Genomic DNA, 12906 nt, shown 5'->3' with positions numbered 1-12906 from the left:
CTCACAAAAGCGGCGCGTTCCTTCCCCTGTTGACGGGAAGGAACGCGCCGCTCAAAGTTTTGGCCATTAAGCGCGATCTTAATTAGTAGATGAAGACCTTGTCGCCGACATGCAGGTTGTCCCAGTAGCGCAGAGCGGCCTGCTCTGGCAGACGGACACAACCAGCGGAGTCATAGGCTGGGTTGCCCATGTGGAACGCGTGGCCGTTGTTGGTGAAGTAGATCGCGTAAGGCATTGGCGCGTTGTTGAACTCGTAAGAGATTTCGTCCTTGACCTTACGGTTCACGTAGAAGGTACCGCGTGGGGTCTCCTGGCCAGCCTTACCTGGCGCCATGGACGGTGCAACATAAGTGATGTTTCCGTTGTTCTGCAGCCAGGTACGACGACCGTCAAGGTCGACACAGACGTCAGCGTCAGCTGGACAAGGGCCAACATTGAATTCACGGCGCTTGCGCTCAGCTTCAGCCTTGCGTGCAGCTTCCTCAGCGCGTGCCTTCTCAGCCGCTACCTCAGCTTGGCGTGCCTTCTCAATGGCTGCCAAACGAGCCTTCTCTTCGCGTTCCTTCTGAGCGCGCAGACCCGGGAAGACTACATCCATGGTGCTATCAAGCACTGGACGAATCTGGGATGCGGCTTCAGGGTTGGATTCGCTGACCTGCTTCAGAAAAGCGTTGCGTGAGTTCCACGCGTTCTCACGCGTATCATTCAAGACGTCATCGAAGCTCAAGTCAGAGGAACTCTGAGCGTAATCTGGGGTGGCAGGTTGTGCCTGCGCTGCTGGCGATGCCCCAAGCAACGCAACAGCGGTAGCTGCAGTAGCAGCGAGCGCTACGAGCGAGCGACGGACACCGACAAAGCTGGTTTTCAACATGGCAAGAAGTATAAACCTTCCTGCCACAATTCGCATAGTTATCTAGTAGCGCGGCGTTAAAATTCGCGGACCATCGGCAGTTGCGGCAACAGTATGCTCCCAATGCGCGGCCCATGAACCATCTTCGGTGTAAACGGTCCACTCATCATCGGCGTCAACGAAGTTGTCTTCAGTACCCAGAGTGATCAGTGGCTCAATCGCCAACACGGAGCCTTCTTGAATGATTGGTCCGCGGTTCGCACGACCCTCATTCGGCAAGAAGGGGTCTTCGTGCATGGTGCGGCCGATGCCGTGTCCGCCAAAGCCATCAACAATGAAAAGTTCGACTTCCCACTTATCTTCAGCCTCATAGGTGGCCATTTCAATAGCGTGAGAAACATCGCTGAGACGATTTCCTGGACGCATCTTATCGATACCTTGCTCCAGGATCCACGCGGTGGCATCGTTAAGCTTTTGCGGGTTCTCCCCCAGCTTGCCGATACCGAAAGTCCATGCTGAGTCCCCCACCCAGCCGTCCAAGGTAGCGCCACAGTCAATTGAGACCAGGTCGCCTTCTTTGAGAACCAGCTTCTCGCTCGGAATGCCGTGCACAATCACGTCATTGACCGAAGCACAGATGCTGCCAGTGAAACCGCCGTAGCCCAAAAATGTTGGCACGGCGCCAGCTTCACGAATGGTGGCCTCCGCCAGAGCGTCAAGCTCCTTGGTGGTCACACCAGGTTTGGCAGCCGCTCGCACCGCCTGCAGGGTGCGGCCGACAATCTCGCCGGCGGCTTGCATGGCATCCAGCTCACCTGGGGTGCGTGCTGGAATCTGGTTTTTGCGGCTGCGACGACCCATTTACTTACCGATGGCTTCCATAGCCGCTGCGTTGATTTCCTCAACGGTGCCCTCAGCCTTGATGTCGATGATCTTCTCACCGTAGTGATCGATCAACGGCATGGTCTCCTCACGGTAGACAGACATGCGGGTACGGATGGTCTCTTCATTGTCATCTGCGCGGCCGCGGGCCAGCATGCGCTCAACAACGACGTCATCGGTGACCTGGAAGTTCAAAACGCCATCCAAGCTCTGACCGTTCTTAGCCAGCAGGTCCTTAAGGATCTCTGCCTGCTCAACAGTGCGTGGGAAACCGTCCAGAAGGAAGCCATTCGCGGCATCGTCCTGGGACAGGCGGTCTTCCACCATGCGCGCGGTGACATCAGTTGGCACAAGCTTGCCGGCATCCATGTAGGACTTTGCTTCTACACCGAGTGGAGTGCCTTCGCCGATGTTAGCGCGGAAGAGATCACCGGTGGAGATGTGAGGAACGTTCAGCTTTTCGCTGAGGATAGCTGCCTGGGTACCTTTGCCAGCACCTGGAGGGCCGAGGAGAACGAGTCGCATTACTTAAGAAGTCCTTCGTAGTTGGATTGGAGAAGCTGGGATTCAATTTGCTTGACCGTAGTCAGTGCCACGGAGACAAGAATCAGAATAGCGGTACCGCCGAAAGCGGACATGCCGCCACCAGAACCCTGTCCGCCAACACCCGCGTCGAGCAAGATGTTTGGCAACACTGCAATCAGCGCGAGGTAGGTTGCGCCGACGAACAGCAAACGGTTCATGACAAAGCCCAAGTATTCTGCGGTCGGACGGCCCGGACGAATGCCCGGAATGAAGCCGCCGTAACGCTTCATATTATCTGCTTGCTCCGCTGGATCGTACTGAACGGAGACATAGAAGTAAGAGAAGAAGATAGTCAGCACGAAGTACGCCAGAATGTACTGCCAAGACGATGGCGCCTGCAGCCATGCGATGACGTTGCGCTGCCACCAGTTATCCGGTGGTACTGCCTGTCCGGAGTTTACAATCTGGGTGATCAGAACTGGCATGTAGATCAGGGAGGACGCGAAGATGACCGGGATAACGCCGGCCTGGTTGACCTTCAACGGCAGGTAGGTGGAAGAACCACCATACTGACGACGGCCCACCATACGCTTTGCGTACTGCACCGGAATGCGGCGCTGTCCCTGCTCGATGAAGGTAATACCGACAACCAGAACCACGACGCCGACAACAACCATGGCAAAGACCAAACCACCGTTGTTTTGCAGGATCTGCAGTCCGTCGGTTGGCAGGCGGGTAGCAATACCCGCGAAGATCAGCAGCGACATACCGTTGCCGATGCCCTTCTCCGTGATGAGCTCGCCCATCCACATCACCAACACCGCACCGGAGGTCATGACAATGACCATCACGATGAGGGTGAAGATGTTGCGGTCTGCGTCAAGCACCTCAACGCCCTGGCCGAGCAGCTGCTGGCGGTCAGCCAGAGCCACAATGCCTGCGGACTGCAGCAGTGCCAGCGCCAGAGTGAGATATCGCGTGTACTGGGTCATCTTGGACTGACCGGACTGGCCTTCCTTCTTCAATTGCTCGAAGTGCGGAATAACCACGGTCAGAAGCTGAACGATGATCGACGCAGTAATGTACGGCATGATGCCGATCGCGAAAATAGACAACTGCAACAGCGCACCACCTGAGAACAGGTTAATGACCGAATAGAGGTCACCTGATTCTTGGGTGAGCTGACGCAGACGCCCCGCGATGGTTGCGTAATCCACTCCCGGAGTCGGGATCTGGGCGCCGATACGGTAAGCAATGATCATCACGATGGTGAAAATGATCTTCTTACGGAGATCGGCGTCCTTAAATGCCTGAATAATGGCGGACACTAAATAATCCTCCTGCCCTCAGCGCAGATGCAGCACGTGGGCTGCCTACGACAAGGCGGTCTTTGATAATGCTTTCTTGGAAACCGGAGTAGGGCTTGAAAGAAGCAACTTCAACAGTTATGACCCCATTACCCTACCAGCTTGTTAGCAACCAACCACATCGGGTTGCTGCTTATCACACTCTCAGGTTTCTAAGGTGGCCCTAACCATGCAAGAAGGCCTCCTTAAGGTGTTCAGCTTGCGCTGATTTCCTTAAGAAGGCCTTGCTTAAATGTGTGTAGCTAAGACTTACTTCGTAGCGGTGGTGGAACCGCCAGCTGCTTCAATCTTTTCTACAGCAGACTTAGAGAACTTGTCTGCGGTGACGTTCAGCTTGACGCTGAGGTCGCCTTCGCCCAGAACCTTGACCGGCTGCTTAGCACGGACCAGGCCAGCGGCAACGATGTCAGCTACTGCGACGTCGCCACCCTGTGGGAATGCTTCTGCCAAATCCGCAACGTTGACTACCTGGTAGGTAATCTTGTTCGGGTTCTTGAAGCCCTTGAGCTTAGGCAGACGCATGTGGATAGGCATCTGACCACCCTCGAAAGCAGCCGAAACTTGCTTACGTGCCTTGGTACCCTTGGTACCGCGGCCAGCGGTCTTACCCTTGGATGCCTCACCGCGGCCAACGCGGGTCTTTGGCTTGTTTGCGCCCTTGGTTGGGCGCAAATCATGCAGCTTGATGATATCAGCCATGGTTATTACTCCCCTGCCACTTCTTCAACGGTGACCAGGTGACGAACCTTATTAGCCATACCACGGATGATCGGGGTGTCCTGCTGAATAACAGAGTGACCGATGCGCTTGAGGCCCAAAGCCTCAATGTTCTTGCGGTGGTTTGGCTTGGTGCCTACCAGGCCCTTTACCTGTGTAATCTTCAGAGCCATTATTTTATGCCTCCTGACCTGCGCGCTGGCGCAGCATACGTGCTGGAGCAACCTCTTCCAAGGACTTGCCACGACGTGCGGCAACCTCTTCAGGGCGAACCAGCTGCTTCAGGCCGTCCATGGTTGCGCGGACGACGTTGAGGGCATTATCGGAGCCGAGAGACTTCGACAGGATGTCCTGGATACCAGCACACTCAAGAACTGGACGAGCAGCGCCGCCAGCGATAACACCGGTACCAGGAGCTGCAGGCTTCATCATAACGATGCCAGCTGCGTCGCGACCCTGGACTGGGTGGGTGATGGTGCCGCCAACCATTGGAACGCGGAAGAAGTTCTTGCGAGCCTCTTCTGCACCCTTCTGGATTGCAGCAGGTACTTCCTTAGCCTTGCCGTAGCCAACGCCAACCATGCCCTGGCCGTCACCAACGATGACCAGTGCGGTGAACGACATGTTGCGTCCACCCTTCACGGTCTTGGAGACGCGGTTGATGGTTACAACGCGCTCGATGTACTTATCGCGCTCGTTGTCCTGCTGGTTACGACGATCGTCGCGACGGCCGCGGCCGCCACGGTTGTTGTTGTTTTCGGCGGAGCGTCCGCCGTCACGCTGTTCACGGTCCGACATTAGGCGTTCCTTCCGTTGATGTTTCCGTTGACCATTAGAACTTCAGACCACCTTCGCGAGCGGCGTCTGCAAGAGCTGCGACGCGACCGTGGTACTTGTAGCCTGCACGGTCGAAGACGACAGCTTCGATGCCAGCTTCCTTGGCACGCGCAGCAATCAGTGCGCCAACCTTGGATGCCTTGGCCTTCTTGTCGCCCTCGAGTGCGCGCACGTCAGCTTCCATGGAGGAAGCTGCAGCCAGGGTGTGGCCAGCCAAGTCATCGATGACCTGGACATGCATGTGGCGGGAGGAGCGGTGGACAACCAAACGTGGAGCCTCTGGGGTTCCACGCAGGGTCTTACGGACGCGGAAGTGACGACGAGCACGTGCTTCGCGACGTCGGGTGGAAATGTCCTTGCCGACTGGGGTGCGCTTTGCGGTTTCAGTGTTTGCCATTGCTTACTTACCCGTCTTTCCGACCTTGCGACGGATCTGCTCGCCAGCGTAACGGATACCCTTGCCCTTGTAAGGATCATCCTTACGCAGACGGCGGATGTTCGCGGCGATCTGTCCGACGTTTTGCTTGTCAATACCGGAGATGGACAACTTGGTGGTGCCATCGGTAGCGAAGGTGATTCCCTCTGGAGCCTCAATGAGGATCGGGTGGGAGTAACCCAGGGCGAACTCAAGGTCCTTGCCCTTTTGTACTACACGGTAACCAACACCGAAGATTTCCATCTTGATGGTGTAGCCCTCGGTGACGCCAACAACTGCATTGTTGATGAGGGAGCGGGACAGACCGTGCAGTGCACGGCTGGTGCGGTGATCGTCCGGACGAACAACGCGCAGCTCGTTCTCTTCAACTTCTGCGGTGATTGGAGCAGGGATCTCAACAGTGAGAGTGCCCTTAGGGCCCTTTACCTCAACGGTTTGGCCGTTGATCTTGGTTTCTACGCCATTCGCCAAAGCGATGGGTGCCTTACCAATTCGTGACATTGTGCATACCTCCCTTTACCAGACGTAGGCGAGGACTTCTCCGCCTACGCCCTTCTCGGTAGCCTGACGGTCGGTCAGAAGGCCGTAGGACGTGGAGATGATAGCCACGCCGAGGCCGCCTAGAACCTTAGGCAGGTTAGTGGACTTTGCGTACACACGCAGACCTGGCTTAGACACGCGGCGCAGACCCGAAAGGGAACGCTCACGGTTGTTGTATTTAAGCTCGAGGGACAGCTCGCGGCCCTCGACGGAGTAGTCAGCGATGTAGCCTTCCTGCTTCAAGATTTCAGCAATGTTTGCCTTGATCTTGGAGGTCGGCATCGACACGGTGTCGTGCTGCGCATGGTTTGCATTGCGCACGCGCGACAGCATGTCGGCGATAGGATCTGTCATGGTCATAATTAAGTGACCGTTTGCCTTTCTCGTTGCGGTTCCCGCAACTCACCTGCGTTTTCCGTGTGATTTCGGGCTACTTACGCTCCCACCGGTCAGTACCGGAGGGCGCTCGCCACCCTTTGATGCATACACGGGCCGCTAAATTTGGCGAGGGGCCTACAACAAAGTAGATGTATAAAAATCATGCTCGGAAAAGCACATCTTTGCAGCTCAACCACAGTTGGGCGGCGTAGTGCTAGTCCGACGTGCTACTTTACCGTTTTAGCTGGCGTTTTCCAAAACACTTGGGGTGAAGTTCACATCTTTGGGAATTGGGTCGGGGTACTACAGTGTTGGATATGAGTGAGTCCAATGATGACAACAAGGATGACAAGGCGGTACAGACCGCACACGAGTGGCTCGTCGAGGCAAGTCAGGTGCTGGGGCTTCCTGCGGAGGACGCAACGCACCACATCAAACAGCTTCTAGATCTCACACGGGACGTCGCCCATAACCGCTCGCGCCCCGCTGCCCCACTGACCGCATTTTTGGTGGGCCTGGCGTCTAGTTCGCCGGAAGAGGTCACGGCAAACATCAATAAGCTAAGTGCACTAGTTAACAAGGAGTACTAATGGCAGGGCGTTTGAATCAGTCTTACGCAGTAACCCGCATGCGCCGCACCGAAGACGGAACAGGATGGGAGGAAGACACGCGCGCCGATTCGGTTACTGCGGAAGAACCCTTAGAAATTCGAGTTGGGCACCAGACCGTCACCACCACCATGCGCACCCCGGGCCATGACATTGAACTCGCACACGGCTTCTTGCATTCCGAAGGCCACATTCGGACGGTCGAAGACGTGGCCACCGCGCGTTACTGCGCCGGCACCAATGCCCAGGGCGAAAACACCTACAACGTATTAGACGTTCAGTTGTCCAACAACATTGAACTCGCACCACGGGCAATTCGCTTGACCGTGACTAACTCCGCCTGCGGCGTGTGCGGTACCTCTTCTATTGAGGAATTGGCGTTAAAGCTCTACCATCCGATGCCCGATGTCGCACTCGACCCGGAGTTGGCTGCAACGTTGCCGGATAAGTTGCGGGAATATCAAAAGCAGTTCCGCAAGACTGGCGGGATTCACGCGGCGGGCGCATTTGATTATGAGGGCAATCCGATTGTGGTGCGCGAGGACATCGGCAGGCACAATGCGGCCGATAAAGTCATCGGCCACCTCATCATGGAAGGCATGCTGCCTGCCAATGACTTGATTTTGGTCATGAGCTCGCGCGCTTCATTTGAGCTTGTCCAAAAAGCTGCGATGGGGGGCTTTGGATCGCTTATTGCAGTCTCGGCTGCCTCATCGCTTGCGGTTGATACCGCGCGCAATGTCGGGATGAACCTGGTTGGATTCGCCCGCGGTGACCGCTTCAACCTGTATGCCGGAAAGCTTGCAACCCCGGCCAAGCTTTAGTCGCGGTAAACCGCTGGGCCTTTGTTGAGCCAGGCGTAGACCCCGCCCATGAGCAGGCCGCCACCAATGAAGTTGCCGATCCACACCAGAATCCAGTTAATCGACACCGAGCCAAAGCTCATCGCAGCGGGCAACGGGTCAGAGGAGAACGCCGTGATGACCATGACGCAGAAGTTTGCGATGACGTGCTCGGTGGACAGACCCACGAAGATTGCGATGATTGGCACGATGGCGAAGAACTTCGACACCACTTCTTTGGCGAAGATGCCGGCGATAATAGCCATGTTGACCACGAAGTTCGCCACCATTCCTTCAACAATCATGCCCTCGGGGCTTTTAACCAACTTGTCCTGAGAGATAGTTGACAGCAAATGTGCTGCGTCCATGTCGGCGAATTTCGCAGACATCGCCAAGGCGGCGCCAATAATGGCCACGCCGATGAGGTTGTAAACGGTGGTCATGAAAACCACCCATATCGCCTTAGCCCAGGTGATTTGCCTGGTTGTTGCACCATAGCTCATGAACATCATCGAGCCTGTCGCCAGCTCAGCATTGAGAACAACAATTGCAAACAAGCCCAGACCAAACAGGGCTGCGAAAACTTGCCCACCGAGCCCCGGCAATACGGGGTTGAGTACCTGCCCCACTACACCAGCAAATGCCGTACCCAGTGCCAAGTACACGCCAGCGAGGATGCCACGAACACCAAAACGTGGCTGGTCTTCATCAAAGAGTGCGACCTTCTTGCCAACGCCAGCTTCGATTGTTTCATTCAGGCTCATGGGCTTCGTTTTCCTTCTCACGCTTCCGGCGACTGCATATGGCGGTAATATTCTTCCCGCCAATATTTTTACCGGTAACACATTAGCGGTCGAAGGTGGGTTTTGCAGAATGATTGCAAAATATCCTTGGTCACGGACGGATACCGGAGAGGTCTTTAGGATCGAAAAATCCCGCTAACCAACACAATGTGGTTAGCGGGATTTAAAGCGCTATTTACTTGAATGGGAAGCCGAGCTCGCGAAGCAGCTTGCGGCCTTCCTCATCGTTGGTAGCGGTGGTAACAACGGTGATGTCCATACCGCGTGGGCGGTCAACCTTGTCTACGTCAATTTCGTAGAACATGGTCTGCTCGGACAGGCCGAAGGTGTAGTTACCGTTGCCGTCGAACTGCTGGTCAGACAGACCGCGGAAGTCACGAATACGTGGCAGCGCGATGGTCAGCAGGCGGTCCAGGAACTCCCACATGCGGTCACCACGAAGGGTAACGCGGGCGCCGATTGGCATGCCCTCACGCAGCTTGAAGTTCGCGATGGACTTACGTGCACGACGCAGCTGTGGCTTCTGACCGGTAATAGCGGTCAGGTCTTCCAGCGCACCGTTGATCAGCTTGGAGTCACGTGCAGCGTCGCCGACGCCCATGTTGACAACAACCTTAACGACGCCAGGAATCTGCATGACGTTGTCGTAGGAGAACTCCTTGTTAAGAGCATCCTTGATTTCCTCGCGGTAGCGAGTCTTTAGACGAGGGGTGTAGTTCTCGCTCATGATTAGATGTCCTTCCCGTTGCTACGCGCGATACGGACTTTCTTGCCGTTTTCATCGAAACGGTAGCCGACGCGGGTTGGATTGCCCTCGGAGTCAATCAACGCAACGTTAGAAACGTGGATTGGAGCTTCCTGGGTAACAATGCCGCCGGATTCTGCGCCGCGCTCTGGGGCAGAATTTGCAACGTGCTTCTTGATACGGTTAACGCCCTCTACTAGGACGCGCTCACGCTTTGGGTATGCCTCGATGACCTTGCCCTTCGCGCCCTTATCTGGGCCCGAAATAACAATCACCATATCTCCCTTATGAACCTTCATAAGATTAGATCACCTCCGGTGCAAGTGAAACGATCTTCATGAACTTCTTGTCACGAAGTTCACGAGCAACAGGGCCGAAGATGCGGGTACCGCGTGGCTCGCTGTCGTTCTTCAAGATGACAGCTGCGTTCTCGTCGAAGCTGATGTAGGAGCCATCTGGACGACGGGTTTCCTTCTTGGTGCGGACGATAACAGCGCGAACAACTTCGCCCTGCTTTACGTTGCCGCCTGGGGTTGCTTCCTTGACAGTCGCGACAATGGTGTCGCCAATGCCACCTGAACGTCGTACGGATCCACCGAGGACGCGGATGCACAGAACTTCACGTGCACCAGAGTTATCGGCGACTCGTAGACGCGATTCTTTCTGAATCACTTTGGGTCTCCTGACCTGGATTAATGTGTGCCAAAATTTCCGACCTTGACACACGCGGTCTTTTGCTTAACAGTGCATTCGCGTCGGGCCGATAACTTCAGGCCCGCCAGGATTGGGTGTGGTTCGGAAACGCACCACACGGCGCTCTCCACGCGCTATGCAACCTAAGCATTAAACCACATTCCTCGCGGCTCCTCCAAATCACTTTATCTGCTGGTCAAAACGTCGCGGGCGCAAAAGCAGCAAAGGGATCGGTGACTTCGAGCTGCCTACGCACAAACCGGAATTGTTTCGCTGGCCGTCCGCCGGCTTTGCCGGGCCGCGAGAGGTTTCCGGTCAGCTCTAACTGCCCGCGCCGTTTGAGTACCCGTTGCAGGTTGGATACAGCTACCGGATACCCTAGTACGGCTTCGTAGGCGCGCGAGAGGTCCGAGAGGGTAAATTCCTCCGGGCACATCGCGAAAGCAATATTTGTATAGGACAATTTTGCGCGCAGACGCGCCACAGCATCACTGGCAATTTCGCCGTGGTCAAAGGCCCAGTCTTGGTCCAAGTGCACAAAGTCGACATCAGCAAGCTGGTCCCACGCAACCAGACCAACATAGGCAGTGGCCACTGTGCGGTCGAAGGGATCACGACCGACTTCAGAGCGCGTGCCCAGTTGTTCCATAAAGTTCACGGGCACCACCAGGTGCCGCCGTACGGACTGCTCAATATTTTCATCAACTTCCAGCGGCCCCGATGGCAGCGCCCACTGCCCCGCGAAAGGCTCGCGTTCACGGCGATGCGCCATTACTTGCAGTCCATGGCCCGGTGATGCCCGCAAGACAGCGGCAATTGCTTCATGTCGGTATTTCGCGGCACCGAGCTCATCACGCAGGGGGCCGCGTGGTTGTGGAATAGACGCGCCTTGGTTCATAACGTCTGATGATAGCCCTAATATAAGGGAGCAACATTTCTTTCTAGTTAAAGCAGGTGCACGATATGGCCGCAGGGCGCGACAATCAGCCTCAGCAATACCGTAGGCCGCCTTCGCGGGAGCAGCGTGGGCGTGGCACGTTGGGTCCGCGCAAGACTTTTCGCCAAAAGCTTGTCGATGCCATCTTTGCCATCCCACCGCGCATGCGCCTTTATATTGCGATTGCTCTATTAATTGTCATTATCCTCGCGGCTATCACGGCGGTTGTCTCCCGCGGCGGTGACTACGATGAAGCGAGCGAGGAAGCAGTGATAAGCACTTCCGCGTCCCCTGCCCCACTCGATATCACAGTGAAACCCTCGCGGCCAGTGGAAATGTACATTCCATCGATTGATTTGCGGGCAGATTTTGAAGCTGAAAACTGCGCGGTGACAGATGGTGCCATCGACCCGGACACCATGTCAGAAGCCTGCACGTACACCTCAGATGACCGGCCTTACTCACAGCCCGGAACCGACGCATCTGACATCGTGGTCATCGCAGGCCATACCGGCGCCGGCGTGCCGGCGGTGTTCAATGATCTCTACGATGGCACGGCTGATGAACACCAGGTTTCCGTGGGTGATGAGCTCTTTATCCGAACTGAGGAATCCGGTGATTTGTGGCTGGTTTATGAAGCAACTGACTTACACGAGCCAGAAAAATCCGGCCTGTCGCAATCTGCAGAAATTTGGGGCACGTCCGCCACACCAGGAAGGCTGCTGACAATTAGCTGCATCCAGCCGCCAAACCTCCTGCAAGCAGCGGTAAAGAACGCTGTTGTGGGATGGCAATATTCACGAGTGGTTGATGCCATTTAGAAAAATGTTAAAGATGTTAAAAATGTTTTAAATGTTACTGGCGTGTTGCTGTGCGACTCATTTTAATCATGTTGCTATTGTATCTGATAGTGCGTGTGGGGTCTTCGTGGATCTCAATCCACGCATATTCGCAAAACCAATCTAGGAGTAACAGCATGAAGCGTCTTGGCACAACCTTGGCCGCAGCCGCGCTAACTGGCGCGATCGCTTTCGCTGGCGTTCCAGCCAGCGCTTCCGAGGGTGCGGTCCCTCAAGAAACCACCACCCTCGGCGATCGAGGCACCAAAGATGAAAACACCGATGGTGACCGCGACAAAGAGGACGACAGCGACCGTGACCACAACGAAGGCGAAACCCCATACGGCGGCGGCTCCAAGTCCCGCGTAGAGTGCGCCGACGATGAAGGCGCAACCTTAAACATCAAGTGGGGCGACGAGCGCCCTGAGTCCTTCGAGTTCGACGGCAGCACCTGGTTCAAGCACGAGGACGGCGAGCACTACGTCACCGACTCTGCTAACCGCGACGGTGAACTGTCCGAGCAGGACGAATTCAAGTCTGACCAGGCTGCAGCCAAGAAGTTCGGCTACAGCTGTGACTATGAAGGTTCCGACGGCGACCGTGATCGTGACCGCGACCGCGAGCGCACCCCAGGCAACGAAAACAACCGCGAAGACTGCGAGTCCACCGAGAACAATGGCGGCAACAGTGGTGACGGCAACAATGACGAGAACTGCGAAACCACCACTCTTGGTGACCGCGGTATGAACGCTGAGACCGGTGACAACACCGTTGCTCGTGTTCTGTTCGCATTGGCTGCACTGTCTGTGCTTGGCGCTGCTGCTTTCGGCGCACGTCGTTTCTTCACCGCTTAATCAGCGGCGTCCTTAAATTCGACACTCCTGGCGTTGAGGCTTCGGCCTCAACC

At 55.9% G+C, this 12906-nt stretch carries 19 protein-coding genes; 4 read left to right on the top strand and 15 right to left on the bottom strand.

What is annotated here, in order from left to right; translation table 11 throughout:
* Positions 1-82 precede the first annotated feature (82 nt).
* The 10 genes from CCASEI_RS02940 to rpsH all read right to left on the bottom strand — a co-directional run bounded on the left by CCASEI_RS02940 (position 83) and on the right by rpsH (position 6514).
* Positions 83-871: a L,D-transpeptidase gene (locus CCASEI_RS02940; protein ID WP_025387087.1), complete on the bottom strand. Its 789-nt coding sequence runs from the start codon at positions 869-871 to the stop codon at positions 83-85.
* Between the two features lie 42 nt (positions 872-913).
* Positions 914-1711, bottom strand: a complete 798-nt coding sequence (gene map / locus CCASEI_RS02935; protein WP_025387086.1) for a type I methionyl aminopeptidase — start codon at positions 1709-1711, stop codon at positions 914-916.
* A complete protein-coding gene (locus CCASEI_RS02930) occupies positions 1712-2257 on the bottom strand; it encodes an adenylate kinase (protein ID WP_006823250.1) in 546 nt (181 codons plus the stop codon).
* A complete protein-coding gene (gene secY, locus CCASEI_RS02925; protein WP_006823249.1) occupies positions 2257-3585 on the bottom strand; it encodes a preprotein translocase subunit SecY in 1329 nt (442 codons plus the stop codon). Before secY ends, CCASEI_RS02930 begins: the two co-directional genes overlap by 1 nt.
* A 288-nt stretch (positions 3586-3873) precedes the next feature.
* Positions 3874-4323: a 50S ribosomal protein L15 gene (gene rplO / locus CCASEI_RS02920; protein WP_006823248.1), complete on the bottom strand. Its 450-nt coding sequence runs from the start codon at positions 4321-4323 to the stop codon at positions 3874-3876.
* A gap of 5 nt (positions 4324-4328) precedes the next feature.
* A complete protein-coding gene (gene rpmD / locus CCASEI_RS02915; RefSeq protein WP_006823247.1) occupies positions 4329-4514 on the bottom strand; it encodes a 50S ribosomal protein L30 in 186 nt (61 codons plus the stop codon).
* Between the two features lie 4 nt (positions 4515-4518).
* On the bottom strand, positions 4519-5139 hold the full coding sequence (gene rpsE / locus CCASEI_RS02910; RefSeq protein ID WP_006823246.1) for a 30S ribosomal protein S5: 621 nt from the start codon (positions 5137-5139) through the stop codon (positions 4519-4521).
* Positions 5140-5173: 34 nt separating this feature from the next.
* Positions 5174-5575: a 50S ribosomal protein L18 gene (gene rplR / locus CCASEI_RS02905; RefSeq protein WP_025387085.1), complete on the bottom strand. Its 402-nt coding sequence runs from the start codon at positions 5573-5575 to the stop codon at positions 5174-5176.
* A gap of 3 nt (positions 5576-5578) precedes the next feature.
* Positions 5579-6115, bottom strand: a complete 537-nt coding sequence (gene rplF, locus CCASEI_RS02900) for a 50S ribosomal protein L6 (protein ID WP_006823244.1) — start codon at positions 6113-6115, stop codon at positions 5579-5581.
* A 15-nt stretch (positions 6116-6130) separates the two neighbouring features.
* The gene (gene rpsH, locus CCASEI_RS02895; protein ID WP_006823243.1) at positions 6131-6514 is read right to left on the bottom strand and encodes a 30S ribosomal protein S8; all 384 of its coding nucleotides are present in this window, start codon (positions 6512-6514) and stop codon (positions 6131-6133) included.
* A gap of 335 nt (positions 6515-6849) precedes the next feature.
* Here rpsH and CCASEI_RS02890 point away from each other — a divergent pair, with 335 nt between their 5' ends.
* Positions 6850-7122 carry a DUF6457 domain-containing protein gene (locus CCASEI_RS02890; protein ID WP_006823242.1) on the top strand — a complete coding sequence of 91 codons (273 nt, stop codon included), beginning with the start codon at positions 6850-6852 and terminating at the stop codon, positions 7120-7122.
* The gene (gene fdhD, locus CCASEI_RS02885; protein WP_025387084.1) at positions 7122-7964 is read left to right on the top strand and encodes a formate dehydrogenase accessory sulfurtransferase FdhD; all 843 of its coding nucleotides are present in this window, start codon (positions 7122-7124) and stop codon (positions 7962-7964) included. The genes CCASEI_RS02890 and fdhD overlap by 1 nt, the downstream gene beginning before the upstream one ends.
* Here fdhD and CCASEI_RS02880 read toward each other — a convergent pair.
* From CCASEI_RS02880 to CCASEI_RS02860, 5 genes are all read right to left on the bottom strand, one after another.
* Positions 7961-8746 carry a formate/nitrite transporter family protein gene (locus CCASEI_RS02880; RefSeq protein ID WP_006823240.1) on the bottom strand — a complete coding sequence of 262 codons (786 nt, stop codon included), beginning with the start codon at positions 8744-8746 and terminating at the stop codon, positions 7961-7963. The genes fdhD and CCASEI_RS02880 overlap by 4 nt on opposite strands.
* Before the next feature lie 214 nt (positions 8747-8960).
* A complete protein-coding gene (rplE, locus tag CCASEI_RS02875; protein WP_006823239.1) occupies positions 8961-9512 on the bottom strand; it encodes a 50S ribosomal protein L5 in 552 nt (183 codons plus the stop codon).
* Positions 9513-9514: 2 nt separating this feature from the next.
* Positions 9515-9829 (bottom strand): 50S ribosomal protein L24, encoded by a 315-nt coding sequence (rplX, locus tag CCASEI_RS02870; RefSeq protein ID WP_006823238.1) that lies wholly within the window; start codon positions 9827-9829, stop codon positions 9515-9517.
* A gap of 4 nt (positions 9830-9833) precedes the next feature.
* Positions 9834-10202: a 50S ribosomal protein L14 gene (gene rplN, locus CCASEI_RS02865; protein WP_006823237.1), complete on the bottom strand. Its 369-nt coding sequence runs from the start codon at positions 10200-10202 to the stop codon at positions 9834-9836.
* Positions 10203-10419: 217 nt separating this feature from the next.
* Positions 10420-11121 carry an NUDIX hydrolase gene (locus tag CCASEI_RS02860; RefSeq protein WP_006823236.1) on the bottom strand — a complete coding sequence of 234 codons (702 nt, stop codon included), beginning with the start codon at positions 11119-11121 and terminating at the stop codon, positions 10420-10422.
* A 65-nt stretch (positions 11122-11186) separates the two neighbouring features.
* Here CCASEI_RS02860 and CCASEI_RS02855 point away from each other — a divergent pair, with 65 nt between their 5' ends.
* Positions 11187-11981 (top strand): sortase family protein, encoded by a 795-nt coding sequence (locus CCASEI_RS02855; RefSeq protein WP_006823235.1) that lies wholly within the window; start codon positions 11187-11189, stop codon positions 11979-11981.
* A gap of 155 nt (positions 11982-12136) precedes the next feature.
* Positions 12137-12853, top strand: coding sequence for a hypothetical protein (locus CCASEI_RS02850; RefSeq protein WP_025387083.1), 717 nt, complete (start codon positions 12137-12139; stop codon positions 12851-12853).
* The last annotated feature ends 53 nt before the right edge of the window (positions 12854-12906 follow it).

The sequence above is a fragment of the Corynebacterium casei LMG S-19264 genome (genome assembly GCF_000550785.1).
GTDB lineage: Bacteria > Actinomycetota > Actinomycetes > Mycobacteriales > Mycobacteriaceae > Corynebacterium > Corynebacterium casei.
This window is presented reverse-complemented; position numbering and strand designations above follow the sequence as displayed.